Below are 24,950 nucleotides of genomic sequence, written 5' to 3'. Positions count from 1 at the left end.
ACCCGGATCATGGGCATCGTCAACGTCACCCCCGACTCCTTCAGCGACGGCGGTCGCCTGCCCGACGCCCGCGCGGCGGTCGAGCACGGCCGTCGCCTCGCCGCGGAGGGTGCCGACCTGCTGGACGTGGGGGGCGAGTCGACCCGCCCGGGGAGCACGCGTCCCGACGAGGCGGAGGAGATGGACCGGGTCCTGCCGGTCGTCGCCGAGCTGGCCTCCCTGGGGCACGTGGTCTCGGTCGACACGATGCGGGCCTCGGTGGCCCGTGCCGCCCTGGAGGCCGGCGCCGCGGTCGTCAACGACGTCTCCGGCGGGCTGGCGGACGAGCGTATGGCCGGAGTGGTGGCCGCCAGCGGCGCCCCGTTCGTCGTCATGCACTGGCGGGGGCTGCTCAGCGACCCGCACGCCCGGCCGCACTACGACGACGTCGTCGCTGAGGTCTGCGCCGAGCTCGCCGACCGGGCCGCCACCCTCTCGGGCCAGGGGGTGGACCCCGCCCAGATCGTGCTCGACCCGGGTCTGGGGTTCTCCAAGGACGCGGCGCACAACTGGACCCTGCTGGCGCACCTCGACCGCGTGCTCGACCTGGGCCACCCCGTCCTGCTCGGCGCCTCCCGCAAGCGCTTCCTCGGTCGGCTGCCCGCCCGGCCGGGCGCACCGCTCGACGAGGACGCCCCGGCCAGCCGGCCGGCCGACCGGGACGTGGCCACCGCGGCGACCAGCCTGCTGGCCACCCGGGCAGGCTGCTGGGCGGTGCGGGTGCACGACGTCGCCTCCACCCGGGACGCGCTGGCCGTGCACGAGATGACGGAGCGGCACCGTGGCTGACCTCGCCCGGGGTGACCAGGTCCGGCTGACCGGGGTGCGGGCGCGCGGCCACCACGGCGTGTTCGAGCACGAGCGCCGGGACGGCCAGGACTTCGTCGTCGACGTGGTGCTCGGCCTGGACCTGGCGCCGGCCGGCACCACCGACGACCTGTCCCGGACGGTGCACTACGGCGAGGTCGCCGCCGGCGTCGTCGCGGTGGTCGAGGGACCGCCCCGGGACCTCATCGAGTCCGTGGCCGAGGAGATCGCCGCCGTGGTCCTGGCCCGCCCCGCGGTCGAGACGGTCGAGGTGACCGTGCACAAGCCGCAGGCCCCCGTCGGCGTGCCCTTCGACGACGTCGCGGTCGTCGTCCGCCGCCGTCGGGACGTGCCCGTCGTCATCGCCGTCGGCGCCAACCTGCCCACCGACGACGGCAACGACCCCGCCCGCACCGTCCGGGCCGCGGCACGCGGCCTGCACCGCGTCCGCGGCCTGCGCGCGGTCCGGCTCTCCCCGCTCTACACCAGCGCCCCCCTCGGCGGGCCCGCCGTCGCCGGGCAGCCGGACTACGTCAACGGGGTGGTCCTCGCCCGCACCAGCCTGGCCCCGGCCACCCTCCTGGCCCGGCTCCTCCGGCTCGAGGAGGAGCACGGACGGACCCGCCAGGTCCGCTGGGGCGCCCGGACCCTGGACCTGGACCTGGTGCAGTACGGCGACCCGCTGGCCGGCACCGACGTCCGCTCCGCGACCACCGACCTGACCCTGCCGCACCCACGGGCCTCCGAGCGCGCCTTCGTGCTCCGGCCGTGGCTGGACCTGGACCCCGACGCCCACCTGCGGACGGGGCGGGACGTGCGCGCGGTGCGCGACCTCATACCCTCCCTGGTGGACCAGGAGCTGCACCCGCTGGAGGAGGGGACGTCGCGATGAACCCGGCCGAGGGGGTCCGCCCCGCCACCGGTGTCCTCGTGGGGGTGCTGACCGGGATGGCCGGCTGGCTCGTGCTGCAGCTGCTGCGCTCCCTCGGCGCCGGGTACCCGGTGATCTCCTGGCTGGGGCTGGTGCCGCTCGTCGCGGTGACCCTCCTGGTGCTCGTCCTCAGCTGGCAGATCCGGCGCTACCTCCGCGGCAGGGGGACCGCCCGGCCGAGCCCCCAGCGGGGGCGGGGGACCCTCGTGGGCGCGCAGGCGGCCGCCCTCGGCGGTGCCGCCCTCGTGGGGTGGTACCTGGCCAACGCGGTCGTGCACCTGCCGAACGCCGACGTGCCGGGGGAGCGCGCCCAGCTGGTCTGGGGGCTGGTCCACGCCGGGGCCGCGCTGCTGCTCTCGGTGGTGGGCTACGTCGGCCAGGCCTGGTGCCGGATCCCGCCGGGCGAGGGGGACGACGACGACGGCGACGAGATCCCCGACGCCGACCTGGCCTACGGCTGAACCGGCCTACAGTGGCCGGGTGAGCGAGCACGGCAACACCCCCGTCGAACCGGCCTCCGTCACCGGGCGCACCTCGCTGTGGCCCGGGCTGGCCGACCCGGAGCACTCGCGGTGGTACGTGGAGCGGTTCCGCGTCATGGGGGCCCGCGGCGACGACGTGGAGGGCGAGTCCCGGCTCGTCGACGTCCTGGCCCCCCGGGGTGCCCGCCTGCTCGACGCCGGCTGCGGCCCGGGCCGGCACGGTGGCCACCTGGCCCGGCTCGGCCACGAGGTCGTCGGGGTGGACATCGACCCCGTCCTGGTCTCAGCCGCCCGCGAGGACCACCCCGACGCGACCTGGCTGGTCGCCGACCTGGCCACCCTGGACCTGGCCGCCGAGGGGCAGGAGCGGCCCTTCGACGGCGCGCTGCTCGCCGGCAACGTCCTGGACTTCCTGCCGGTGGAGCACCGGGCCGCCGCCCTGGGCCGGGTCGCGGCCGCCGTGCGGCCCGGCGGCTTCGTGCTCGTGGGCTGCCGGGTCACCCGGGGGTTCACGCCCGCCGACCTCGACGCGGCGCTCCCGTCGGCCGGGCTCACCCTCCAGCACCGGTTCGCGACCTGGGACCTGCGCCCCTGGGACGAGGACGCCACGTTCGCGGTGAGCGTGTTGAGGCGGACCGGGCCCGGCTCCCGTTGACCCCCGTCGCCTGGGGCCTCGCCGTCGTCTTCGCGGTCCTCGCCGTGACCGACTGGACCGTCGTCGGGACGGGACGCCGGGCCTGGCGGCCGGTGACCAAGCCGTCGGCGCTGGTGGCGCTGATCGGCGTGGCCGTCACCCTCGAGCCCGTGGACCCGGCCGTCCGGGCCTGGATGGTGGTCGGGCTGGTGCTGTCCCTGGCGGGGGACGTGTTCCTCCTGGGCTCCCGGCGCTGGTTCGTTCCCGGCCTGGTGTCGTTCCTGGCCGCCCACGTGGCGTACGTGGTGGGCCTGCTGCTGGCACCGACCTCCCCCGGATGGATGCTGGTCGGCCTCGCGCTCGTGGCGGCGGCCGCCGTCGCCGCCGTCCCCCGGCTCGCCCGCCTCCGCCGGGGCGAGCACGCCTCGCTCCTGGGCCCGGTCGTCGCCTACCTGGTCGTGATCTCGGCCATGGTGGTCACCGCGTTCGGGACGGCGCACCCGTGGGCCGTGGCGGGGGCCGTGCTCTTCTACGTCTCGGACGCCACGCTGGCCTGGAACCGGTTCCTCACGGAGCACCGGCGGGGCCCGACGGTGGTCATGGTCACCTACCACCTGGGCCAGGCCGGCCTCGTCGGCTGGCTCGTGCAGGGCTGACGTCGGGGGCCGTCTACCGGTCGACGTCGCCCACGACGAAGAACATCGACCCGAGGATGGCCACCATGTCGGCCACGACGGTGCCGGGCAGCATCTCGCGCAGCACCTGGACGTTGTTGAACGACGCCGAGCGCAGCTTGAGCCGGTGGGGGGCCTTGTCCCCGCGGCTGACGAGGTGGTAGCCGTTGAAGCCCAGCGGGTTCTCGGTCGCCAGGTAGTGCGCCCCCTCGGGCACCTTGAGCACCTTGGGCAGCCGGGTGTCGTAGGGGCCCGGACCCAGCTCGCGCAGCCGTTCCGTGCACGCCCGGGCCAGGTCCAGCGAGACGTGCACCTGCTCGGCGAGCACCTCCAGCCGGGCGTAGCAGTCCCCCTCCTCCCGGGTCACCACCCGACCCGGACCACCCTCGCCGAAGAGCTCGGCGTAGGCCAGGTAGGGCTCGTCACGCCGCAGGTCCACGTCCAGGCCGGAGGCGCGGGCGATCGGCCCGGACACGCCGTAGGCCAGGACGTCGGCCATCTCCAGCACGCCCACCCCGCGCGTGCGGGCCAGGACGATCTCGTTGCCCAGCAGCATCGACTCCAGTTCGGGCATCCGCTCCCGGACCTGCTCGACGGCGGCGTCGACCCGGTCCAGCCAGCCCTCGGGCAGGTCGTGCAGCAGCCCGCCCACACGGTTGGCCATGTAGTGCATCCGGCCGCCGGAGTACTCCTCCATGACGGCCTGCAGCTCCTCCCGCTCCCGGAAGGAGTAGAACATCGGGGTGATCGCGCCCAGCTCCAGCGGGTAGGACCCCAGGAACATGAGGTGGTTCAGGACACGGCCCAGCTCGGAGAGCAGCGTCCGGGTCCAGGTCGCCCGTTCGGGCACCTCCATCCCCAGCAGGTGCTCGACGGTCAGGGCCACGCCGACCTCGTTGTTGAACGCCGACAGCCAGTCGTGCCGGTTGGCCAGGACGAGGATCTGCCGGTAGTCGCGGACCTCGAAGAGCTTCTCGGCCCCCCGGTGCATGTAGCCGATCATCGGCTCGGCGGCGATGATCCGCTCCCCGTCCACGGTCAGCCGCAGCCGCAGGACGCCGTGCGTGGCCGGGTGCTGCGGGCCGATGTTGAGCACCATCTCGGTGGTGCTCACCCCACCGACGCCGGCGGCGCCGAGGGAGACGTCCAGGTCGCGGGTGCTCACCTGGGCCACCCTAGCCCGCCGGGGGGTCCTCGTCGGGGCGGCCGCGGCCCGCGGCGGACGGTCCGACGGGCACGAGCACCCAGCCGAAGTCGCCGAGGCCGCCGGGGGCGGTGAGCGCGCCCAGGGCGGCGCGGCGGGCCAGCCGGGCCAGGTATGCCGCGGGGTCGGCCCGGGCGAGCGCGTGCGGCACGGGGGGCAGGAGCGCCCCGCCGGTGCCGGCCGCGCCGTCGGCCGCCGCGCCGTCGTCCTCCAGCAGCCCCAGCAGGGCGGCGCGCTGGGAGGTCGACGTCGCGGCCGGGCCCAGGTGGTCCACGACGCTGTCCCAGGCCACGTGGGCGGTCAGGTCGCAGCAGCCGTCCGGGACGGGGTCGACCTGCCGCCCGTCGCGGTAGCCCGTCAAGGTCCCCCCGGGCGGCCGGTCCGCGCGGGTGTGCCCGTAGTCGACGAGCAGGACCAGCCCCTGGTCGACCCGGGAGACGAGGTCGGCGGCGGCCCGGTCGCGGGGGCGGCCCACCTCGGCCCGGTGCACCTGCCGGCCCAGCCACCGACGCGCCCAGGCCAGGTCCGGGGGCGAGGCGACCGGGCCGAGGACCTCGGTGCCGTCGGCGTGCACGGCGAGCTCGCGCCATACCCCGGCGTCGTCGCGGGCGAGCACGGGGCAGGGGACGACGTCGAGCCACTCGTGGGCCAGCACGAGGGCCGACCGCAGGTCCCGCAGGTCGGCGGGCAGGGAGCCGCCCCCCGGGGACCGGGTCCACCGGTCCACGGGCAGACCGGACGGGCGCCCGACGACGTCGACCCCGTGCAGCCGCAGGTCCGGCGCGAGACGGTGCACCTCGGCCAGCAGCTCGCCGCGACCGGCACCGACGTCGACCACCTCGTGCAGGCCGTGCCGACGGCACAGCCGCACGACGGCCTCGGCCAGCACGGCGCCGGCGCCGGGGATGCCCTGCGCGGAGGTGTGGAAGTGCTCCGCGGGCGCGTGCGAGCGGTAGAAGCCGTCGTCGCCGTAGAGGGCCTCCGCCCACGCCTCGGCCCAGGGTCTCGGCGGACCGGGCGCGCCGCGGCGGGGCTGCCGGTCGGGGTGCACCCCACTACTGTGCCGCACGTGGACCTCCTCGACGTCGCTCGGATCGTGCTGGGCCTGGTGCTGCTCGTGGGCGGGGGTGAGCTGCTGGTGCGCGGTGCGTCGGCGCTCGCCGTCCGCTCCGGGCTGGCCCCGCTCGTGGTGGGCCTCACGGTGGTCTCGGTCGCCACGTCGGCGCCCGAGCTGGCGGTCACCACCGGGGCCGCGGTGCGGGGGGAGACCGAGCTGGCGCTGGGCAACGTCGTCGGCTCCAACATCGCCAACGTGCTGCTCATCCTCGGGATCTCGGCGCTCATCCTGCCGCTGACGGCCCGGCGGAGGATCGTGCGGGTCGACGTGCCCGTCATGCTGGCGCTGGGCGTGCTCGCCCTGCTGCTGTCCCTCGACGGCCGCATCGGCGTGGGGGACGGCGTGGTGCTGCTGACGATCTTCGTCGCGCACCTCGTGGCCAGCGTGTGGATCGCCCGGCGCGACCCCGGCGACGGGCCGGCTCCCGCCCCGGGCACCGAGGAGGGGCGGGGCGAGGACGAGGCGGCGGGGCCGGACGACGGCGTCCTGCCCCTGTGGGCGGCCGTGCTGCTCGTCCTCGGCGGGGTGGTCCTGCTGGTGGTCGGGGCGGGCCAGCTGGTCTCGGGGGCCACGGCCGTGGCGACCGCACTGGGGGTCAGCGGTCTCGTCGTCGGCCTCACGGTGGTGGCGGTCGGCACCTCGCTGCCCGAGCTGGCCGCGTCGGCCGTCGCGGCCCTGCGGGGGGAGCGCGACCTGGCGCTGGGCAACGTCGTCGGCAGCTGCATCGCCAACCTCGGCCTGGTCCTGGGCCTGCCGGCGCTCCTGGCCCGCGGGCTGGACGTCCCGGCTGCCGTCCTGGCCCTCGACCTGCCCGTCATGCTGGCGACCAGCCTGGTGCTCCTGCCGGTGGCCTTCACCGGGTTCGTCGTCGCCCGCTGGGAGGGCGGCCTGTTCGTCGCGCTCTACGGCGCCTACGTCGGCTACGTGGTGCTCCAGGCGACCTCCCACGACGCCCTGTCCGGCTTCACCACGGTGATGACGCTCTTCGTGCTGCCGTTCGTGGTCCTGGCGGTGGCCACGACGGCGGCCTACGAGCTGGGGCGGATCTCCGAGCGGCGACGGCGCGCCGCGGCGGGCGGCTGAGTCGGATCGGTCGGGTCCTGGGTCGGTCCTGGCCCGTGCTCGAGCGCAATGTCGTTTTCCTGCTGGACCGGACCACGGCCTGGACCGCAGCATGGAGGGGTGCAGCTCGACCACGACCGGTGCGTGACCGCCGTCCGCAGCAAGGACCCCCGGTTCGACGGGTGGTTCGTCACGGCGGTCACCAGCACCGGGATCTACTGCCGACCCAGCTGCCCGGCGATCACCCCCAAGGTGGCCAACCTCTCCTTCTACCCCTCGGCCGCGGCGGCGCAGCGGGCCGGCTTCCGGGCCTGCCGGCGGTGCCTGCCCGACAGCACCCCGGGGTCCCCCCGCTGGCGGCCACGGGCCGACCTCGTCGCCCGGGCGGTGCGGCTGGTGGCCGACGGCGTCGTCGACCGTGAGGGGGTGCGCGGCCTGGCCGACCGGCTGGGCTACTCCACCCGGCAGCTGGAGCGCCTGGTCACGGCCGAGCTGGGGGCCGGGCCGCTGGCCCTCGCCCGGGCCCGGCGGGCCCAGACGGCCCGCACCCTGCTGGAGTCCACCGACCTGTCCGTCTCCGACGTGGCCCACGCGGCCGGGTTCGGCAGCCTCCGGGCGTTCAACGACACCGTCCGGGCGGTCTACGCCACCACCCCGACCGCGCTGCGGCGGGCCGCCGCAGGCCGGCCCGCGTCCGCCGGCCCCGCGCCGGAGCGCCCCGCCGGGTCCGCCGCCCAGGTCGAGGTGCGGCTGCCGTTCCGGGCCCCGCTGCACCCGGGGAGCCTCGCGGACCAGCTGCGCACCCGGGCGGTCCCGGGCCTGGAGGTCTGGCGCGACGACGGCTGGGAGCGCGCACTGGACCTGCCGCACGGTCCTGCGCTCGTCCGGGTGGAGGTGCCCTCCCCGGGGGCCCGGCACGTCCGGGTGCGGCTGCGGCTCACGGACGTGCGGGACCTGGCGGCGGCGACCGGCCGGCTCCGCCGGCTGCTCGACCTGGACGCCGACCCCCACGCCGTCGACGAGCACCTGGCCCGCGACCCGGCCCTGCGCCACCGGGTGGCCGCGGCTCCCGGGGTCCGTCCGCTCGGGACGGTCGACCCCGACGAGACGGCGCTGCGCGTGGTCCTCGGGCAGCAGGTCTCGACGGCGCGGGCGAACGGGATGGCCGCCGAGCTGGTCCGCACGCTGGGCGTGGAGCTGCCCGTCCCGCTGCGGGAGCCGGGCGGGCCGACCCACCGTTTCCCCCGGCCCGCCGAGGTCGCCGCGGCGTCCCCGGAGGATCTCCCCGGCATGCCGCAGGCTCGTCGGCGCACCCTGCTGGCGCTGGCCGCGGCCCTGGCCGACGGGAGCATCGACCTGGGGCCGGGAGCCTCCTGGGAGGAGGCCCGCGCGACGCTGGCCGCCGTCCCCGGCGTGGGACCCTGGACGGTGGAGACGGTCGCGCTGCGCGCGCTCGGCGACCCGGACGCCTTCCCCGCCGGCGACCTCGACGTGCTGCGCCGGGCGGCCGCCGCCGGCGGCTCGGCGACCCGGACGCCTTCCCCGCCGGCGACCTCGACGTGCTGCGCCGGGCGGCCGCCGCCGGCGGCTCGGCGACCCGGACGCCTTCCCCGCCGGCGACCTCGACGTGCTGCGCCGGGCGGCCGCCGCCGGCCTGGGGGACACCCCGACCGCCCTGACCGACCGGGCCCGCGCCTGGCGGCCCTGGCGGGGGTACGCCCTCCAGCTGCTGCGCGCCACGCACCCCCTTCCCTCCGACCCCACCCTGAACCCGCTGGAGCGACCATGAGCCCGACGACGACCCCGACCCCCACCCACGTCCATCTCGACGGTCCGCTCGGCCGGCTCCGCCTCGTCGGCGACGGACGGCACCTCACCGGCGTCTACTTCGAGCAGCACCGGCACGCCCCGGCCGACCTCGGTCCGACCGTCGACCTGCAGGAGGCGGACCCCGTCCTGCAGGAGGCGGCCCGGCAGGTCTCCGACTACCTGGCCGGGCGACGCACGGAGTTCGACCTGCCCGTGCAGGCCCCGGGCACCCCGTTCCAGCAGCGCGTGTGGGCCGCCCTCCGGCTCATCCCCTACGGGAGCACGTGGTCCTACGGCGAGCTCGCCGCCCGCATCGGGCAGCCGGGGGCCGCCCGGGCCGTGGGGCTGGCCAACGGGCGCAACCCCGTCTCGGTCGTCGTGCCCTGCCACCGGGTGGTCGGCAGCGCGGGGGCCATCACCGGCTACGGCGGCGGCGTGGAGCGCAAGCAGGCCCTGCTCGACCTGGAGCGACGGGTGGCCGGGCTGTCCCTGCTCTGACCGGACCGCCCGCGCCGGCGGATACCCTGTCGGGGTGAGCGAGCCGCCCCAGCACAAGGCCCTGGAGTCCGAGGTCCCGGACGTCGACGTCCCCGAGCAGATGCAGATCCGCCGGGAGAAGCGGGCCGCCATGCTCGAGGCGGGGGTGGACCCCTATCCCGTGTCCGTCCCGGTGACCCACTCCCTCGCCGAGGTGCGGGCGCGCTGGGACCACCTGGCCGCCGGCGAGGAGACCAACGACCCGGTGGGCGTGTCCGGCCGTGTCGTCCACGTGCGCAACACGGGCAAGCTCTGCTTTGCCACCCTGCAGGCCGGGGACGGCACCCGCCTCCAGGCCATGCTCTCCCTCGCCGAGGTCGGCCAGGAGGCGCTCGACCGGTGGAAGCACTGGGTCGACCTGGGCGACCACGTCTTCGTCCACGGCCGGGTCGTCTCCTCCCGGCGCGGTGAGCTGTCGGTGATGGCGGATGAGTGGCAGATGGCGTCCAAGGCGTTGCGACCCCTCCCGGTGCTGCACAAGGAGCTCTCCGAGGAGCAGCGCGTCCGTCAGCGCTACGTCGACCTCGTCGTGCGCGAGGAGGCCCGCCAGATGGTGCTGGACCGGGCCGCCGTGACCCGCGCCGTGCGCCGGGTGCTCGAGGACGAGGGATACGTCGAGGTCGAGACGCCGGTGCTGCAGGCGGTGCACGGCGGGGCCGCGGCCCGGCCGTTCCGCACCCACCTGAACGCCTTCGACATGCCGATGACGCTGCGGATCGCGCTGGAGCTCTACCTCAAGAAGGCCGTGGTCGGCGGGGTGGAAAAGGTCTACGAGATGGGCCGGATCTTCCGCAACGAGGGAATCGACTCCACGCACAGCCCGGAATTCACCATGCTCGAGGTCTACGAGGCCCACGGCGACCAGTACTCCATGGCCGAGCTCATGAAACGCATGATCCTGGCCGCCGCCGACGCCGTGGGGAAACGTCGCATCGCCACGCCGATGGGGATGGTCGACCTGGACGGGGAATGGCGATGGCTGTCGTTCTACGAAGGCCTTTCGGCCGCGGTCGGGCAAAAGGTCGACGTGCGCACCTCCCGCGAGGAGATGGTGGCCCTGGCAGGACGGCACGACATTCCGGTCCGGCCCGAGCACAACGCCGGCCGCATCGCGATGGAGATCTTCGGCGACCTGGTCGAGCCGACCCTGCTGCAGCCCACCTTCGTGCACGACTATCCCGAGATCGCCCAGCCGTTGGCGCGGCAGCACCGGACCCACGACGGGCTGGTGGAGGCGTGGGACCTCATCATCGCCGGGGTGGAGCGCGGCACCGCCTTCACCGAGCTGATCGACCCGGAGATCCAGCGCCGCCGGCTGACGGAGCAGTCCCTGCTGGCCGCCGGCGGCGACCTGGAGGCCATGCAGCTGGACGAGGACTTCCTCCGTGCGCTGGAGTACGCCGCGCCGCCGATGGGCGGGCTGGGCATGGGCCTGGACCGGCTGCTCATGCTGCTGGCCGGGGCGGGGATCCGTGAGACCATCCTCTTTCCGTTCCTCAAGCCGGAGGCGTGATGACCTCATTCCTGCTCGACAGCTGGATGGTCCTGGCCGCGCTCATTCCCTCGGCCGGGCTGCTGTTCCTGTTCTGGGTCATTCTGAAGCACCTCGTCGAGGGCGACCGTCGGGAACGGGCGGCGCTGCGTCGGTGGGAGGCCGAGCAGGACGCAAAGGAGGCCGGGACGTCGGCACGTTCCGTCCCCGAGGACTGACCCGTCCGAACATTCCTGGCCGACAATCCACAGGGCTTTCCGGTGGAGGCAATTGTTCGCTACAGTTGACGCGTGCCGCCAAATCCCTGTCCGGCACGTCAACGACATTCCCCCAGGAGACGCCTATGGTTCAGCGTGTGCAGGTCATTCTCGAGGACGACATCTCCGGCGGCGAAGCCACCGAGACGGTGGAGTTCGCCCTCGACGGGGTGACCTACGAGATCGACCTCAACGACGAGAACGCCGCGCAGCTGCGGGACGACCTCGCCCGCTGGATCGGCGAGGCCCGCCGTGCCGGTGGCCGCCGCCAGACCCGTCGCCGCGGCTCGGGCTCGGGTTCCGGCTCCTCGGCCAAGGCCGACGAGCTGGCCAAGATGCGTGAGTGGGGTCGGGAGAACGGCTTCAAGGTCAGCTCCCGCGGTCGGGTCTCCCAAGAGCTGCAGGACGCCTACGCCGCTGCGCACTGACCCGCGGCGTCCGGCCGCCCCCCGGCCGTGAACCTCGGGGCGCCCGACGTGCGAAGCCCGGCCGTGCACCTGCACGGCCGGGCTTCGTCGTCGGATCCTCAGGCGGTCTCGTCGGACTCGCCCGAGCCCGGCTGCTCCGTCCAGGAGGGCGGCTCGTCCTTGCCGGACTCCTCGTCCTGCTCGGCGTCGTCGGCCGTCGCCTGGACGATGCCGTGGGCGTGGTGGACGGGGGCGTAGACGGCGTACAACTTCATCGGCTCGTCCCCGGTGTTGACGACGTCGTGCCACGTGCCCGCGGGCACCTGGATCGACCAGTCGTCCTCGACGTCCTGCTGGAAGTCCAGGTCGTCCTTCGCCGGACCCATGACGCACCGCCCCCGGCCCGCCTCCAGCCGCAGGAACTGGTCGGTCTCGGGGTGCACCTCCAGCCCCACGGAACCCCCGACGGGGATGGACATGAGCGTGACCTGGAGATACTTGCCCGTCCACGCGACCCGGCGGTAGTCATCGTTGCCCGTCGTGGCCTCCTCGATGTCGAACACGTTGGGCTGGGGACCGTTGTCGCTGACCATGGCACGTCCTTTCGGCAGAGATGGTGTGCGGTTCCCAACCTACTCCCGGGTGTCCGACCCTCGACGGCGGGTCGGGCCGCTGCCGGCCGGCGGCTCAGACCTCGTCGAGGGTGCGCTGCACCAGCTCGGTCGTCCCGGCGTCGGCCGCCTCCACCTCGTCCCACGACCGGGGCAGGGCCACCTGCGGCCGCTCCCGCCCGCGCAGCGACCAGGGGCAGATCGTCGTCTTGGCGGCGTTGTTCTGGCTCCAGTCGAGGAACACCTTGCCGGGCCGCTCGGCCCGGGCCATCCGGGCGGTGACCAGGTCGGGATGCTCCTCGGCGAGGTGCTCGGCCAGCGACCTCGCCACGGCGCTGACCTCGTCGGCCCCCCGGGCACCCTCCAGCGGCGCGTAGAGCTGCATACCCTTGGAACCGCTGGTGACCGCGGAGGTGGACAGGCCCACCGCGTCCAGCCGCGCCCGCACGAGCACGGCAACCCGGGCGCACTCGCGCAGCCCCGCCCCCGGCCCCGGGTCGAGGTCGACCACCATCCGGTCCGGGGGCCGGGGCGTGCCCTCCTCGTCCACCCGCCACTGCGGCACGTGCAGCTCCAGGCTGCCCAGGTTGACCAGGTAGACGAGCGCGGCCACGTCGGGCACGAGCGGGAAGGTGATGGTGTCCCGGCCTCGGGAGGACCCGGGTGTGGGCACCGTCACGCGAGGCAGCCAGTCGGGGGCCCCGGGAGGAAGGTTCTTCTCGAAGAAGTGGTCCGCGGCCACGCCCTCCGGCCAGCGGATCCGGGTCACCGGCCGGTCGGCCAGCTCGGGCAGGATCCGGTCGGCGTGGGCCACGTAGTAGCTCAGCACCTCGCCCTTGGTCGTCCCCGTCGCCGGGTAGAGCACCTTCTCCAGGTTGCTCACCCGCAGGGTCCGCCCGCCGACGCGCACGCTCTGGCTGCTCACGGCGCCACCTCCAGGAGGTCCTCCGGGGCAACGTCGGGCCGGACCCCCTGGAAGGACGGCTGGCGCAGCCGTCCCAGCCCCGGGGTGATGCCCAGGGAGGCCACGTCGACGACCACCTGCGGCTCCAGCCACGTCGACCCGGCCGCCTCGGGCCGTGGGATGTCGGTCGTGAAGGGGTACGGCGCGACCGGCACCTGCCGGAGCACCGCCTGCAGGCGGTCCCCGGCCCGCCCGGCGAGGCCGCTGCCCACGCGGCCCAGGTAGGTCAGCCGCAGCCGTCCCCGGTCGTCCCGGGCGGCCGCCCCGGAGCCGTCGTCCACCGGCAGCCCCACGTGCAGGGCGCCCAGCCGGTCGGCGGTGCCGGTCTGCACCCGCCAGCCGCCGACGACCACGCTCCGACGGTCGCGGTGGGGGAACTTGAGCCAGTCCGGCGACCGCCGGCCCGGCTGGTAGGGAGCCGACCGACGCTTGCTCACCACGCCCTCGAGGCCCTGCTCGCCGGTGGCGGCGAGCAGCTGGCGACCGTCGTCGAAGACCGGCGGGACCTGCACCCCGGGCACGTCGTCGAGGAGGTCCTCCAGCGCGGACCGGCGCGCCGTCCACGGCAGCCCGGTGAGGTCCAGCCCGTCCAGGCGGAGGAGGTCGAACGCCAGGTAGGTGACCGGTCGGGTGCGGGCGAGCTGGGCCGCGGCGGTGGCCGACGTCGTGTGCACCCGGTCGACCACGTGGCTGAACGAGGGGCGTCCTCCGATCATCGTCACGGCCTCCCCGTCGAGGAGCAGGTCCTCGCCCACCGTGGCCAGGGACTGCAGCTCGGGCAGGGCCACCGCGATGTCGCGCCCGCTGCGGGTCAGCAGCCGGAGGCGTCCGCCGTGGACGTCGGCCAGCACCCTGATGCCGTCCCACTTGATCTCGTGGGCCCAGGAGGCCCCGGCCGGAGGTCCGGTGCGCGGGTCTCCAGGGGTGGCGAGCATGGGGCGCATGGGTCCATCCTTGACCAATGCGAGCGATCTGGAAGGGAGCCGTGTCGTTCGGGCTGGTCAACGTGCCGGTCCGGCTGTACTCGGCGACCGAGAACCACGACCTGTCGTTCCACCAGGTGCGCGCCAGCGACGGCAGCCGTATCCGCTACAAGCGGGTGGCCCAGGCCGACGGGGAGGAGGTGCCCTACAAGGAGATCGCCAAGGCCTACGAGACCGAGGACGGTCGGACGGTGGTGCTCACCGACGAGGACCTGGCCTCGCTGCCCAACCGGTCCAGCAAGGAGATCACCGTCGAGCGGTTCGTGCCTATCGACCAGATCGACCCGATCCTGTACGACCGCGCCTACTACATCGAGCCGGACGCCATGGGGGCCAAGGCGTACGGGCTCCTGCGGGAGGCGCTGCGCGAGTCCGAGCGGGTGGCGGTCGTCACGGTGTCCGTGCGCAGCCGGATGACGATGGCCGTGCTCCGGGTGCTGGACGACGCGATCGTGCTGCAGACGCTGCTGTGGCCCGACGAGGTCAGGGACGCCTCCCGGCTCGACCACCTCGAGGAGGTCAGCGACCCCAAGGACAACGAGATCGCCATGGCCCGGATGCTCGTGGAGTCGATGGCCGGCGACTTCGAGCCCGAGGGGCACGTCGACGACTACAAGGAGGCCGTCGAGGCCCTCGTGCAGAGCAAGATCGAGGGCGGGGAGGTCACCGAGCCACCCGAGGCCGAGGAGGACGGGGAGTCCGGAGAGGTCGTGGACCTGCTGGCCGCCCTGCAGCGCTCCGTCGAGCGCGCCCGGGCCGGCCGCGGGGAGTCCGCCGAGGACGGCGGGTCGGCCGACGACGGGGGCGAGGCCGAGGAGGCGGCGGACGGGCCCGCGAAGAAGACGGCCCCCCGGAAGACGCCCGCCAGGAAGACGGCCCCGAAGAAGGCAGCGGCCAAGAAGACGGCCCCCAGGAAGGCGGCGGCCAGGAAGACGGGCGACAAGAGCACCTCCACCCGCAAGAAGGCCGGTTGAGCCGCTTATCATCTGCGGCCATGCGCATGCTGTCCACGGTCCCGTCCCGTCGCGGCGCCGCCCTGGTGGCCGGTCTCGCCGTCGCCCTGTCGGCCTGCACCTCGGAGGAGCCCGAAGCGCCCCCCGTGGCGGCCGAGGACTCCGCCCGGACCAGCGACGACGGGCTGGAGGGTGAGCCGGGGACGGGCACCGGCTGGCTGTGCGAGTACGTCTCGCCGGCCACCCTGCGTGCGGCGGTGGGGGCCGAGGCGCAGTCTCCCCGCCAGCTGGTGACCGAGGACGACGAGGACAGCTGGGTCTGCGAGGTGCTCGTCGGCGGCCCCGGCGAGCAGGAGCCGGCCGTGCGGCTGGCGATCCAGCTCGGGGAGGAGGCCCGCGACCTCGCCCGGGAGCGCGCGGAGGCGGCTGCCCAGGTGCGCGGCGGCCCCGAGCACCTGGGCGTCTCCTTCGTCTCCCCGGGCCTGATCACCGCCCTGACCCTGTGCACCGCCCCCGACGCGCAGGACCGGGGTGAGCGGATCCCCTACACGCTCGTGGCCGAGTCGCTGGGCGAGACCGGCGAGGAGGCGACCGCCGGGCTGCGCCAGGCCCTGACCGAGGCCGCCAAGCGGCTCGACGCGGCCGTCGGGTGCAGCCCGAGCCAGGCCCTCTCGGACGAGGCGGCGGCCACGACCGGACCCTGAGCCGGCACCGCCCGGACGGGCCGGCGTTATGCCGGGGGCGAACAGACCACCGTCGTGGAACACCGAGGGTGGACGAGGACGTTGAGGTTCTCAGACGCCACGTAGAGTGGACGTACGCCCGCGCGGGTGGGCTCCGGCCGCCGACCGCGTGACGAGACGCTAGTCGAGGAGTGACGATGTTCGAACGGTTCACCGACCGGGCCCGGCGGGTCGTGGTGCTCGCCCAGGAAGAGGCGCGGCTGCTCAACCACAACTACATCGGGACCGAGCACCTGCTGCTCGGCCTGATCCACGAGGGGGAGGGCGTCGCCGCCAAGGCGCTGGAGTCCCTGGGCATCTCGCTGGACGCGGTCCGCGAGCAGGTCCAGGAGATCATCGGCCAGGGGCAGCAGTCCCCGACCGGGCACATCCCCTTCACCCCCAGGGCCAAGAAGGTCCTGGAGCTGTCCCTGCGCGAGGGGCTGCAGCTGGGCCACAACTACATCGGGACCGAGCACCTGCTGCTCGGCCTGATCCGCGAGGGCGAGGGCGTGGCCGCCCAGGTCCTCGTCAAGCTCGGCGCCGACCTCAACAAGGTCCGCCAGCAGGTCATCCAGCTGCTGTCCGGCTACCAGGGCAAGGAGACCGCCAGCGCCGGCGTCGGACCCAGCGGCGGGGCCGAGGGCCAGCAGGCCGGGTCCCTCGTGCTGGACCAGTTCGGCCGCAACCTGACCCAGGCCGCCCGGGAGGGCAAGCTCGACCCCGTCATCGGGCGCGAGAAGGAGATCGAGCGGGTCATGCAGGTGCTGTCCCGCCGCACCAAGAACAACCCCGTCCTCATCGGTGAGCCCGGCGTCGGCAAGACGGCCGTGGTGGAGGGCCTGGCCCAGGGGATCGTGCGCGGGGACGTGCCGGAGACCCTCAAGGACAAGCAGCTCTACACCCTCGACCTGGGGGCCCTGGTGGCCGGTAGCCGCTACCGCGGCGACTTCGAGGAGCGCCTCAAGAAGGTGCTCAAGGAGATCCGCACCCGCGGCGACATCATCCTGTTCATCGACGAGATCCACACCCTCGTCGGGGCCGGGGCGGCCGAGGGCGCGATCGACGCCGCCAGCATCCTCAAGCCGATGCTGGCCCGCGGCGAGCTGCAGACGATCGGGGCGACCACCCTCGACGAGTACCGCAAGCACATCGAGAAGGACGCGGCCCTGGAGCGCCGGTTCCAGCCGATCCAGGTCAACGAGCCGACGCTGTCGCACGCCATCGAGATCCTCAAGGGGCTGCGCGACCGCTACGAGGCCCACCACCGGGTGTCCATCACCGACGCCGCCCTCGTGGCGGCCGCCGGGATGGCGGACCGCTACATCAACGACCGCTTCCTGCCGGACAAGGCGATCGACCTCATCGACGAGGCGGGCGCGCGGCTGCGCATCCGCCGGATGACCGCACCGCCGGACCTGCGCGAGTTCGACGAGAAGATCTCCCACGCCAAGCGGGAGAAGGAGTCGGCGATCGACGCCCAGGACTTCGAGAAGGCGGCCCGGCTGCGGGACGAGGAGCACAAGCTCACCCAGGCCCGTGCCGAGCGCGAGAAGGAGTGGAAGAACGGCGACATGGACGTCGTGTCCGAGGTCGACGAGGAGCTGATCGCCGAGGTCCTCGCCGCCGCCACCGGCATCCCCGTGTTCAAGCTCACCGAGGAGGAGTCCCAGCGGCTGCTCCACATGGAGGACGAGCTGCACAAGCGGATCGTGGGCATGGACGACGCCATCACCGCCCTGTCGCAGGCGATCCGCCGCACCCGCGCCGGGCTGAAGGACCCCCGCCGTCCCGGTGGCTCGTTCATCTTCGCCGGCCCCACCGGCGTCGGCAAGACCGAGCTGGCCAAGGCGCTGGCCGAGTTCCTCTTCGGTGACGAGGACGCCCTCATCACCCTCGACATGTCGGAGTACTCCGAGAAGCACACCGTCTCGCGGATGTTCGGCTCGCCCCCCGGCTACGTCGGCTACGAGGAGGGCGGCCAGCTCACCGAGAAGGTGCGGCGCAAGCCGTTCTCGGTCGTCCTCTTCGACGAGGTCGAGAAGGCCCACCCGGACATCTTCAACAGCCTGCTGCAGATCCTCGAGGACGGTCGCCTGACCGACTCGCAGGGCCGGGTCGTGGACTTCAAGAACACGGTCATCATCATGACGACCAACCTGGGCACCCGGGACATCGCCAAGGGGATCTCCCTGGGCTTCTCCGCCGGACCGGACACCCTGAGCAGCTACGACCGGATGAAGAACAAGGTCATCGACGAGCTCAAGCAGCACTTCCGTCCCGAGTTCCTCAACCGCGTGGACGACACGATCGTCTTCCCGCAGCTGTCGCAGGACGAGATCGTCCAGATCGTCGACCTGATGATCGCCAAGCTGGACGTGCGGCTCAAGGACAAGGACATGGCGATCGAGCTCACGCAGGCGGCCAAGGAGCTGCTCGCCAAGAAGGGCTACGATCCCGTCCTGGGCGCCCGGCCGCTGCGCCGCGCGATCCAGCGGGAGATCGAGGACCAGCTCTCCGAGAAGATCCTCTTCGGCCAGATCGGCGCCGGGCAGATCGTGGTCGTCGACGTCGAGGACACCGGCGGGCAGGACAAGACCCGCGACAAGGTGTTCACCTTCACCGGGCAGCCCAAGCCGGCCGAGGTGCCGGACACCCTGCCGGTGGAGACCGCCCCCTCCGGCGGTGGTGGCGAGGAGCAGGGCGAGCACGCCGGCTGAGCCGGGCCGCCGGCATACCCACGGTCGAGGACGGGGCGCGCATCCCAGCGGGGGGCGCGCCCCGTCCCCCGTGACCACCCCGTCCAGGGTGTCTGCCCCGTCCGGGCCGACGGCTAGGGTTGGCGCCATGACGTTGCGCCACGCCACCGCCCAGGAGACCGCGGACTGGGACGAGCTGGTCCGGGCCAGCCCCGGCGGGATGGACCTCATGCAGCTGCCGCCCTACGCGACGATCAAGGCGGGCGCGTGGGCACGGCACCACCTGATGGTGCACGAGCACCCCGGCCGGCCGGCCGTCCCGGCGCTCTACCTCGTCAAGAAGGTGCCCCCGTTCGGGGAGCTGTGGTACGCACCCATGGGGCCGCGGGTGACCGAGCCCGAGCACGTGCGGGCCGTGTGCGAGGACCTGCGCACCGTCGGAGCCTTCGCGGTCATCCTCGAGCCCCCCGTCCCGGCCGACGGGCCGCGGGCCCGGTCCGAGCTGGTGGCCGACGTCCCGGGCCTGGAGGAGTTCCTCGACCTCCAGCAGGGCCACCACACCGTGCTGCTGGACCTGCGCCCCACCGAGGATGAGCTGCTCGCCTCCTTCCGGCAACGGGCGCGTCGGTCCATCCGGAAGTCGGCCGACGCGGTCATCGAGCACCGGACCGACGACGCGGCCATCGAGGCCTTCTGGCAGCTCTACGCGCCCACGGTCGAACGTGCGGGCTTCCCCCTGCGCCCCAAGGACTACTACGTCACGGCGTGGCGGCTCTACCGCGACCTCGGTCAGGGCCACGTCGTGCTGGCCCGCTCGTCCGCCGACGTGGCCGAGCCCGAGGCCGCCGCCTTCATCTGGAAGCACGGCCACCTGGGCTACTACCGCGACGGCGGTTCGGTGCGCACCCCGTCGGCCAACGGCCTGCAGTACCGCGTGCAGTGGGAGTCCATCCGGTGGTGCAAGGAGCACGGGGCCACCACCTACGACCTCTACGGCGCGCCGCCCAGCTGGCAGGCCGACGACCCCGACCACCAGTTGCACGGCCTGGTGCAGTTCAAGACGGCCTTCGGCCCGATCACCGACACGGTCGGCACCACGCGGCTGGTGCTGGACCGGCGCCGGACCGCCGCGTGGGACCGTTTCGGCCGGAGGGTGTACGCCCGGCTCACCCGGGCCCGCAACCCGCTGTTCTACTGACGGCCCGGGCGGTCAGAAGAACGTCGCGCCGCTCCGTCCGCGGGCGAGGACCTTGGCCAGCACCCGGTGGCCGAACCGGTTCCACATCTGGTAGCGACGGGGACGCAACGGCAGGTCCAAGGCTCCCACCCAGTCGGTGACCTCCTTGTTGAACCCGCGCTTGAAGACCCCGATGCCGTGGAACGGGTCCTCGGGGTCGGCCACCCTGCTCGAGTGCGGGGTGCCGCACAGGTCGTAGACGTTCGCACCCCGGCCCTGCGCCCAGACCATGGCCTCGTACTGGAGGAGCTGGCTGGCACCGCGGACGGGACGGTCCCGCACGCTCGCACCGTCCTTGTAGCAGGCGACGTCGCCGACCACCGTGACGAACGCGCCGGCCACGTCCTGCCCCTCGAAGCGGGTGAAGAACAGCTGACCCAGGCCCGACTCGCAGAAGGTGCGCCACAGCCCGACCTGGTAGTCGCGGTCGCGGGTGAACACCCCCCGGTCCTCGACGACCTCGGTCCACAGGCGCCACATCCGGTCGTAGCTCTCCTCCGTGGCCTCGGCCTGCTCGACCTCGATGCCGTCCTTGTGGGCGCGGCGCACCTGGTTGCGCACCTTGCCCGGCAGCCTGGAGAGGAGCTCCTCGGGGGTGCCGGAGACGTCGACGAGCACGGTGGAGGCGTTGGTCTGCACCCGTCCTGCCCGCACCAGGCCCATCGACCCCAGGGCCGTCAGGTTCTCGGGGTTCTCCAGCAGCTCGGGCTCGACCTTGAGGAGGAAGGCACCGGCGTCCCGGGCCAGGTCGGCCAGCTGGGCCAGGAGGGGCTCCAGCTGCGCAGGTTCGGCCACCGAGGGTCCCTTGGGGACGTACCACACCGACCCCAGGCCCGGCGCCTGCCGCGTGTGCACGGTCACGGCGACCCCGTCGACGACCAGGTAGCGGGGGGTCCACCCTGCGCGGGCCTTGACCTGCGCGAACTCGTCCGTCTGGAACATCGAGGGGCGACCCGGGGCCCGGACCACCTGGGCGTTCCACTCGGCGGCGTTCGGTGGCCGGCTCTCGATCAGACCCATGCGGTCATCCTACGGACCCCCCGGGCCCGTGCCCGTCACCAGAACGCGTCGCCGCGTTCCCGCCGCTGCAGGCGCGTCACGACGCGCTGCCCGATGCGCTGCCACACCGCATACCTGCGGGGGCGCAGCACCAGGTCCCAGGCGCCCACCCAGTCGGTGACCTCCTTGGTGAAGCCCCGCTTGAAGACCCCGAGGCCGTAGCGCAGGTCGGACCGGTCGTCCAGGCGGGAGGAGTGCGGCACCCCCACGAGGTCGTAGGTGCGGGCCCCCTGCTCGATCGCCCAGCGCATCCCCTCGTACTGCAGGAGCTGGCTGGCGCCCGGCACCGGGCGGTCCCGCAGGCTGGCGCCCTCCTTGTAGGCGGCCGAGCGGCCGAGGGTGGCCACCAGGGCCCAGGCCAGCGGCTCCTCCTCCAGGCGCGCCACGAACACCTGGGCCAGGCCGCTGTCGACCATGATCCGCCAGCTCTCCACGAAGTAGTCGTGGCCGCGGACGCCCAGGCCCTGGTCCTCCACGACCGCTGACCACAGCCGCCACATCAGCTCGTAGGTCTCCGGCGTGCCGGGGGCCCGCTCGACCTGCACCCCTTCACGCCCGGCCCGGCGCACCATGTTGCGGGTCTTGGCCGGGTAGGCGGCGAGCAGCTCGTCGGCCGTCCCCGGCAGGGGGAAGACGACCGTGGAGGAATGGGGCTGGACGGGGTCGGTCCGCACCAGACCCATCGCGGTCAGCTCCGCCACGGTCCGGTCCTCCTCGCGGATCTCGGGCTCCAGGCGGACGAAGAGCACCCCTGCGGAGCGGGCGGCGGCACGAAGGTCCTCGACCAGGGGTCGCAGGGCGGCGGTGTCGGCGACGCAGGGCCCCTTCGGCAGGTACCAGACCTTGCCGAAGCCCGGGGCCCACTTCTCGTGGATGGTCATGGCCACCCCGTGCGACTCGCCGTAGAGCGGGCGCCAGCGCGCCATCCGCTTGACCTCGCCGAGCTCGTGGCTCTGGTAGATGTTGCCGCCGTTCGGAGCGGCCGCGATCCGGGCGTTCCAGCGTGCGGCCGGAGGGGAGGTCTCGAACGTCAGAGCCATGCGGGCCAGCCTATGCGAGGCCCGGGGCGCCGGCGCCGTGCGCGGGAGGACGCCGCCCAGGGGCGGGTACGGTAGTCCGCGTGCCTGTCCTGGACCTCACCGATCCCGCCGCCGTCGACCGCTACTCGGCGTTCGTCCGTGCCCACCCGCACCGCGCCGTCACCCAGGACCTGCGGTGGGGGGCGGTCAAGAGCGAGTGGGGCCAGGAGGCGGTGTACGTCGAGGAGGACGGTCGCATCCTCGCCGCCATGACCCTGCTCGTCCGCCGGCTGCCGGGCGGGTTCTCGGTGCTCTACGCACCCCGGGGGCCGCTGGTGGACTGGAACGACAAGGACCTGGTGCTGCGCGTCCTGGCCGAGGCGCAGCCGCTGGTGAGGAAGCACCGCGCCGTGCTCACCCGTTTCGACCCGGAGGTGCGCTTCGACGAGGACCTCGACCGGTGGCTGCGGTCCCAGCCGGGCTGGGTCGTCAAGAACGTCGGTGCCGGCAAGGACGACGTCATCCAGCCGCGCTACACCATGGTGGTCCGGCTGCAGGACGAGTCCGGCCGGCAGCTCTCCGAGGACGAGCTGATGGCCAAGTACAACAGCACGGCCCGCCGGATGGTGCGCAACGCCCGCAAGAAGGGGGTCGTGGTCGACCAGGGGGGCAGCGACGAGGACCTGCGCGTCTTTCACGAGATCTACACCTACATGGGACGGCGCAACGAGATCACCACCCGGGAGCTGGGCTACTTCCACCGCATCCGTGACGCCTTCCCGGACCGCACGACCGTGGCCCGCGCCCGCCACGAGGGCGACGACCTGGCCGCGGCCGTGACGGTCGACTACTACGGCAAGCTCTACTACCTCTACGCCGGGTCCAACGACACCAGGCGTGAGCTGCGGCCGAACCACCTGATGAACCATGAGCTGATGATGTGGGGCATCGGGCGCGGGGCCGAGTCCTACGACCTGGGGGGCGTCTTCGAGCTGGACGAGTCCGACGGGCTGTACTTCTTCAAGCGCTCGCTGGCCAAGGGCGACGGCGTCACCGAGCTGATCGGTGAGATCGACGTGGTCCACAACAAGGCCCTCCACGCGGCGCTCACCCGGGCCTACCCCCTGGTGCAGCGGGCCCGTCGGGCGGTCTCCGCGGGGGTCTCCCGGGCCCGGAAGCGGGTGGCTCAGCGGGGCGAGCCGGGCAGGGCGTAGCGCCCGTCGGCCAGCGGTTCCACGAGACCGTCGGCCACCAGGCCGTCGAGGCACCGCTCCCGCTGGAGCTCCTCGGGCCACACGGCCCGGAGCCGCCCGCCGGCCACCGCGCCCTCTGCCTCCCGCAGCACCTGCAGCAGCCGGCCGCGGCACTGCCGGTCCGTCCCCTCCCAGGCCTGCCCCCGCCGGGGCGGGCCGTCGTCGGGCGGGGATCCGGCGGCCACCCAGGCGCAGCGCCGCACCAGCGGACAGCTGCCGCACCGGGGCGCCCGCGCGGTGCAGACCAAGGCCCCGAGCTCCATGACGGCCACGCTCCACGTCGCGGCGGTGGGGGCGTCGGCAGGCAGCAGCCGCCCGGCCAGCGCGGTCTCGGCGGCGGTCAGCGCCGGCGCCGGCAGCGCCCGGCCCCCGACGGCGCGTGCGTGCACCCGGCGGACGTTGGTGTCGACCACGACGGTGCGCCGCCCGAACGCGAAGGCGGCCACCGCGGCCGCCGTGTAGGCGCCGACACCGGGCAGGGAGCGGAGCTCCTCCTCCCCGTCCGGCACCCGACCCCCGTGCCGCTCCACGACCGCGCCGGCCGCGGCGTGCAGCCGGAGTGCCCGGCGGGGGTAGCCCAGCCGGTCCCAGGCACGGACCGCCTCCCCGGCCGGAGCGCCGGCCAGCGCGGCGGGCGTGGGCCAGCGCTCCATCCAGCGGTGCCACACCGGTTCGACGCGGGCCACCGGGGTCTGCTGGAGCATCACCTCCGAGACGAGCACGCCCCAGGGGCTGCAGCCGCGGCGGCGCCAGGGGAGGTCCCGGCGGTGCACGGCATACCAGTCCAGCACCTGCCCGTGCAGCCGGTCGAGGTCCGGGCCGCCGGGGACGTGGGCGTCGTCGACGGTCCGGCGGCCGTGGGGCCAGGCGGTCAGGAGTAACGCTCCAGGATCGAGGACTCCGCCAGGCGGGACAGGCCCTCGCGGACCGCCCGGGCCCTGGCCTCCCCGACGCCGTCGACCTGCTGCAGGTCCTCCAGGCCCGCGCTGAGCAGCGCCTGGAAGCTGCCGAAGTGGTCGACGAGCCGCTCGACGATCGCCCCCGGCAGGCGGGGTATGCGGTGCAGGAGGCGGTAGCCCAACGGGCTGAGGCTGTGGTGGTCCATCCCGTCCCCGATGACCGTGATGCCCAGGCAGCGGGCGACCGCGGTGAGGTCGAGCAGCTCGGCGGGGTCGAGCCGGGACAGGGAGTCGAGCACGTCCAGGGGCTCGCGGATCGCCTCGGCCGCGGCGGCGTAGTCCCGGATGACCAGCTCGCGGTCCCGCCCGATGCCGCCCGTCAGCTCCTCCAGCTGGAGCCCGACCAGGCGTCCGTCGACGCCGAGCTCGACGACGTACTGCTCGATCTCGGCGCTGATGCGGCGCACCATCTCCAGGCGCTGCAGCACCGAGGCGACCTCCCGGATCGTGACCAGGTCCTCGATCTCCAGCGCCGAGAGGTTGGCGGTGACCTCGTCCAGCCGGGAGCGGTAGCGCTCCAGGGTCTGCAGGGCCTGGTTGGCCTGGGCCAGGATCTGGGCCCTCGGCTCCAGGACGTGGCGGGTCGAGCCCACGTAGAGGGCGATGATCGACATCGACTGGCTGACCGAGATGACCGGCAGCTGGGTCTGCTTGGCCACCCGTTCGGCCGTGCGGTGGCGGGTGCCGCTCTCGCGGGTCTCGATGGAGGGGTCGGGCACGAGCTGGGTGGCCGCCCGCAGGATCCGGCTGCCGTCGCGGTTGAGCACGATGGCGCCGTCCATCTTCGCCAGCTCGCGCAGCCGGGTGGCCGAGAACTCCACGTCGAGCTCGAAGCCGCCGCTGCTGATCGACTCCACCGTGCGGTCGCTGCCCAGCACGATGAGCGCCCCGGTGCTGCCCCGGAGGATGCGCTCGAGGCCGTCGTGCAGGTCGGTGCCGGGTGCCACCGCGGCGAGCGTGGCCCGCAGCAGGTCCTCGTCGGTGCGCTCAGCCATCGGTCCTCACCTTCCGGCGGGTCTGGCCGGGGGCCCGCCTGTTC

The 24,950-nt window shown here is 73.9% G+C and carries 24 protein-coding genes; 15 read left to right on the top strand and 9 right to left on the bottom strand.

The genetic code is table 11. From position 1 onward, the window contains the following. The first annotated feature begins 9 nt into the window (after window positions 1-9). Genes folP through FJR00_RS00425 form a run of 5 tightly spaced genes read left to right on the top strand, consistent with a single transcriptional unit; the run spans window position 10 to window position 3,549 of the window. Complete coding sequence (gene folP, locus FJR00_RS00445) at window positions 10-828, top strand: dihydropteroate synthase (RefSeq protein WP_141337140.1); 819 nt, start codon at window positions 10-12, stop codon at window positions 826-828. Then, window positions 821-1,738: a dihydroneopterin aldolase gene (gene folB, locus FJR00_RS00440; protein ID WP_141336988.1), complete on the top strand. Its 918-nt coding sequence runs from the start codon at window positions 821-823 to the stop codon at window positions 1,736-1,738. Before folP ends, folB begins: the two co-directional genes overlap by 8 nt. Then, entirely contained in the window at window positions 1,735-2,238 is a 504-nt protein-coding gene (locus FJR00_RS00435; RefSeq protein WP_075958051.1) for a DUF3180 family protein, read from the top strand. The genes folB and FJR00_RS00435 overlap by 4 nt, the downstream gene beginning before the upstream one ends. Window positions 2,239-2,257: 19 nt before the next feature. After that, window positions 2,258-2,914 (top strand): class I SAM-dependent methyltransferase, encoded by a 657-nt coding sequence (locus FJR00_RS00430; protein WP_238330216.1) that lies wholly within the window; start codon window positions 2,258-2,260, stop codon window positions 2,912-2,914. Continuing rightward, window positions 2,911-3,549, top strand: a complete 639-nt coding sequence (locus tag FJR00_RS00425) for a lysoplasmalogenase (RefSeq protein ID WP_238330215.1) — start codon at window positions 2,911-2,913, stop codon at window positions 3,547-3,549. Before FJR00_RS00430 ends, FJR00_RS00425 begins: the two co-directional genes overlap by 4 nt. Before the next feature lie 13 nt (window positions 3,550-3,562). Here the strand turns inward: FJR00_RS00425 and FJR00_RS00420 are convergent, their stop codons facing one another. Continuing rightward, a complete protein-coding gene (locus tag FJR00_RS00420) occupies window positions 3,563-4,732 on the bottom strand; it encodes an NADH-quinone oxidoreductase subunit D (RefSeq protein ID WP_238330214.1) in 1,170 nt (389 codons plus the stop codon). Window positions 4,733-4,742: 10 nt separating this feature from the next. Then, complete coding sequence (locus FJR00_RS00415) at window positions 4,743-5,822, bottom strand: SAM-dependent methyltransferase (RefSeq protein ID WP_141336987.1); 1,080 nt, start codon at window positions 5,820-5,822, stop codon at window positions 4,743-4,745. A gap of 18 nt (window positions 5,823-5,840) precedes the next feature. Between FJR00_RS00415 and FJR00_RS00410 the strand changes: the two genes are divergently transcribed. From FJR00_RS00410 to FJR00_RS00390, 5 genes are all read left to right on the top strand, one after another. Then, window positions 5,841-6,971: a calcium/sodium antiporter gene (locus tag FJR00_RS00410; RefSeq protein WP_141336986.1), complete on the top strand. Its 1,131-nt coding sequence runs from the start codon at window positions 5,841-5,843 to the stop codon at window positions 6,969-6,971. Window positions 6,972-7,070: 99 nt separating this feature from the next. Next, a complete protein-coding gene (locus FJR00_RS16575) occupies window positions 7,071-9,257 on the top strand; it encodes a methylated-DNA--[protein]-cysteine S-methyltransferase (protein ID WP_141336985.1) in 2,187 nt (728 codons plus the stop codon). A gap of 100 nt (window positions 9,258-9,357) precedes the next feature. Next, window positions 9,358-10,809 carry a lysine--tRNA ligase gene (gene lysS / locus FJR00_RS00400; protein ID WP_141337136.1) on the top strand — a complete coding sequence of 484 codons (1,452 nt, stop codon included), beginning with the start codon at window positions 9,358-9,360 and terminating at the stop codon, window positions 10,807-10,809. Then, the gene (locus FJR00_RS00395) at window positions 10,809-11,006 is read left to right on the top strand and encodes a hypothetical protein (RefSeq protein ID WP_141336984.1); all 198 of its coding nucleotides are present in this window, start codon (window positions 10,809-10,811) and stop codon (window positions 11,004-11,006) included. Before lysS ends, FJR00_RS00395 begins: the two co-directional genes overlap by 1 nt. A gap of 137 nt (window positions 11,007-11,143) precedes the next feature. Beyond that, window positions 11,144-11,473 (top strand): histone-like nucleoid-structuring protein Lsr2, encoded by a 330-nt coding sequence (locus FJR00_RS00390; protein WP_377465868.1) that lies wholly within the window; start codon window positions 11,144-11,146, stop codon window positions 11,471-11,473. Between the two features lie 98 nt (window positions 11,474-11,571). Here FJR00_RS00390 and FJR00_RS00385 read toward each other — a convergent pair whose 3' ends face one another. The 3 genes from FJR00_RS00385 to FJR00_RS00375 all read right to left on the bottom strand — a co-directional run bounded on the left by FJR00_RS00385 (window position 11,572) and on the right by FJR00_RS00375 (window position 13,971). After that, the gene (locus FJR00_RS00385; protein ID WP_075957200.1) at window positions 11,572-12,045 is read right to left on the bottom strand and encodes a cupin domain-containing protein; all 474 of its coding nucleotides are present in this window, start codon (window positions 12,043-12,045) and stop codon (window positions 11,572-11,574) included. A gap of 94 nt (window positions 12,046-12,139) precedes the next feature. Then, the gene (gene ligD / locus FJR00_RS00380) at window positions 12,140-12,988 is read right to left on the bottom strand and encodes a non-homologous end-joining DNA ligase (protein ID WP_141336983.1); all 849 of its coding nucleotides are present in this window, start codon (window positions 12,986-12,988) and stop codon (window positions 12,140-12,142) included. Further along, window positions 12,985-13,971 carry an ATP-dependent DNA ligase gene (locus FJR00_RS00375; protein ID WP_141336982.1) on the bottom strand — a complete coding sequence of 329 codons (987 nt, stop codon included), beginning with the start codon at window positions 13,969-13,971 and terminating at the stop codon, window positions 12,985-12,987. Before FJR00_RS00375 ends, ligD begins: the two co-directional genes overlap by 4 nt. Before the next feature lie 17 nt (window positions 13,972-13,988). Between FJR00_RS00375 and ku the strand changes: the two genes are divergently transcribed. The 4 genes from ku (at window position 13,989) to FJR00_RS00355 (ending at window position 19,582) form a co-directional block, all read left to right on the top strand. Then, a complete protein-coding gene (gene ku / locus FJR00_RS00370) occupies window positions 13,989-14,984 on the top strand; it encodes a non-homologous end joining protein Ku (protein ID WP_141336981.1) in 996 nt (331 codons plus the stop codon). 20 nt (window positions 14,985-15,004) lie between these two features. Next, window positions 15,005-15,667 carry a hypothetical protein gene (locus FJR00_RS00365; RefSeq protein ID WP_075957198.1) on the top strand — a complete coding sequence of 221 codons (663 nt, stop codon included), beginning with the start codon at window positions 15,005-15,007 and terminating at the stop codon, window positions 15,665-15,667. A gap of 176 nt (window positions 15,668-15,843) precedes the next feature. Next, window positions 15,844-18,405 (top strand): ATP-dependent Clp protease ATP-binding subunit, encoded by a 2,562-nt coding sequence (locus FJR00_RS00360; RefSeq protein WP_141336980.1) that lies wholly within the window; start codon window positions 15,844-15,846, stop codon window positions 18,403-18,405. Between the two features lie 127 nt (window positions 18,406-18,532). Then, window positions 18,533-19,582, top strand: coding sequence for a lipid II:glycine glycyltransferase FemX (locus tag FJR00_RS00355; RefSeq protein ID WP_141336979.1), 1,050 nt, complete (start codon window positions 18,533-18,535; stop codon window positions 19,580-19,582). Between the two features lie 12 nt (window positions 19,583-19,594). Here FJR00_RS00355 and FJR00_RS00350 read toward each other — a convergent pair whose 3' ends face one another. Both FJR00_RS00350 and FJR00_RS00345 read right to left on the bottom strand, forming a co-directional pair. Further along, window positions 19,595-20,641: a lipid II:glycine glycyltransferase FemX gene (locus FJR00_RS00350; protein WP_141336978.1), complete on the bottom strand. Its 1,047-nt coding sequence runs from the start codon at window positions 20,639-20,641 to the stop codon at window positions 19,595-19,597. 35 nt (window positions 20,642-20,676) lie between these two features. Further along, a complete protein-coding gene (locus FJR00_RS00345) occupies window positions 20,677-21,720 on the bottom strand; it encodes a lipid II:glycine glycyltransferase FemX (RefSeq protein WP_141336977.1) in 1,044 nt (347 codons plus the stop codon). An 80-nt stretch (window positions 21,721-21,800) separates the two neighbouring features. Here FJR00_RS00345 and FJR00_RS00340 point away from each other — a divergent pair, with 80 nt between their 5' ends. Beyond that, window positions 21,801-22,913 carry a lipid II:glycine glycyltransferase FemX gene (locus tag FJR00_RS00340; RefSeq protein WP_181409419.1) on the top strand — a complete coding sequence of 371 codons (1,113 nt, stop codon included), beginning with the start codon at window positions 21,801-21,803 and terminating at the stop codon, window positions 22,911-22,913. On the opposite strand, the gene FJR00_RS00335 is transcribed toward FJR00_RS00340, so the two are convergent. Both FJR00_RS00335 and disA read right to left on the bottom strand, forming a co-directional pair. Beyond that, window positions 22,886-23,743 carry an HhH-GPD family protein gene (locus FJR00_RS00335; protein ID WP_272949555.1) on the bottom strand — a complete coding sequence of 286 codons (858 nt, stop codon included), beginning with the start codon at window positions 23,741-23,743 and terminating at the stop codon, window positions 22,886-22,888. The genes FJR00_RS00340 and FJR00_RS00335 overlap by 28 nt on opposite strands. Window positions 23,744-23,823: 80 nt before the next feature. After that, window positions 23,824-24,906: a DNA integrity scanning diadenylate cyclase DisA gene (gene disA, locus FJR00_RS00330; RefSeq protein ID WP_141336975.1), complete on the bottom strand. Its 1,083-nt coding sequence runs from the start codon at window positions 24,904-24,906 to the stop codon at window positions 23,824-23,826. Window positions 24,907-24,950 lie beyond the last annotated feature (44 nt).

This window comes from Ornithinimicrobium kibberense (assembly GCF_006519705.1).
GTDB lineage: Bacteria > Actinomycetota > Actinomycetes > Actinomycetales > Dermatophilaceae > Ornithinicoccus > Ornithinicoccus kibberensis.
This window is presented reverse-complemented; position numbering and strand designations above follow the sequence as displayed.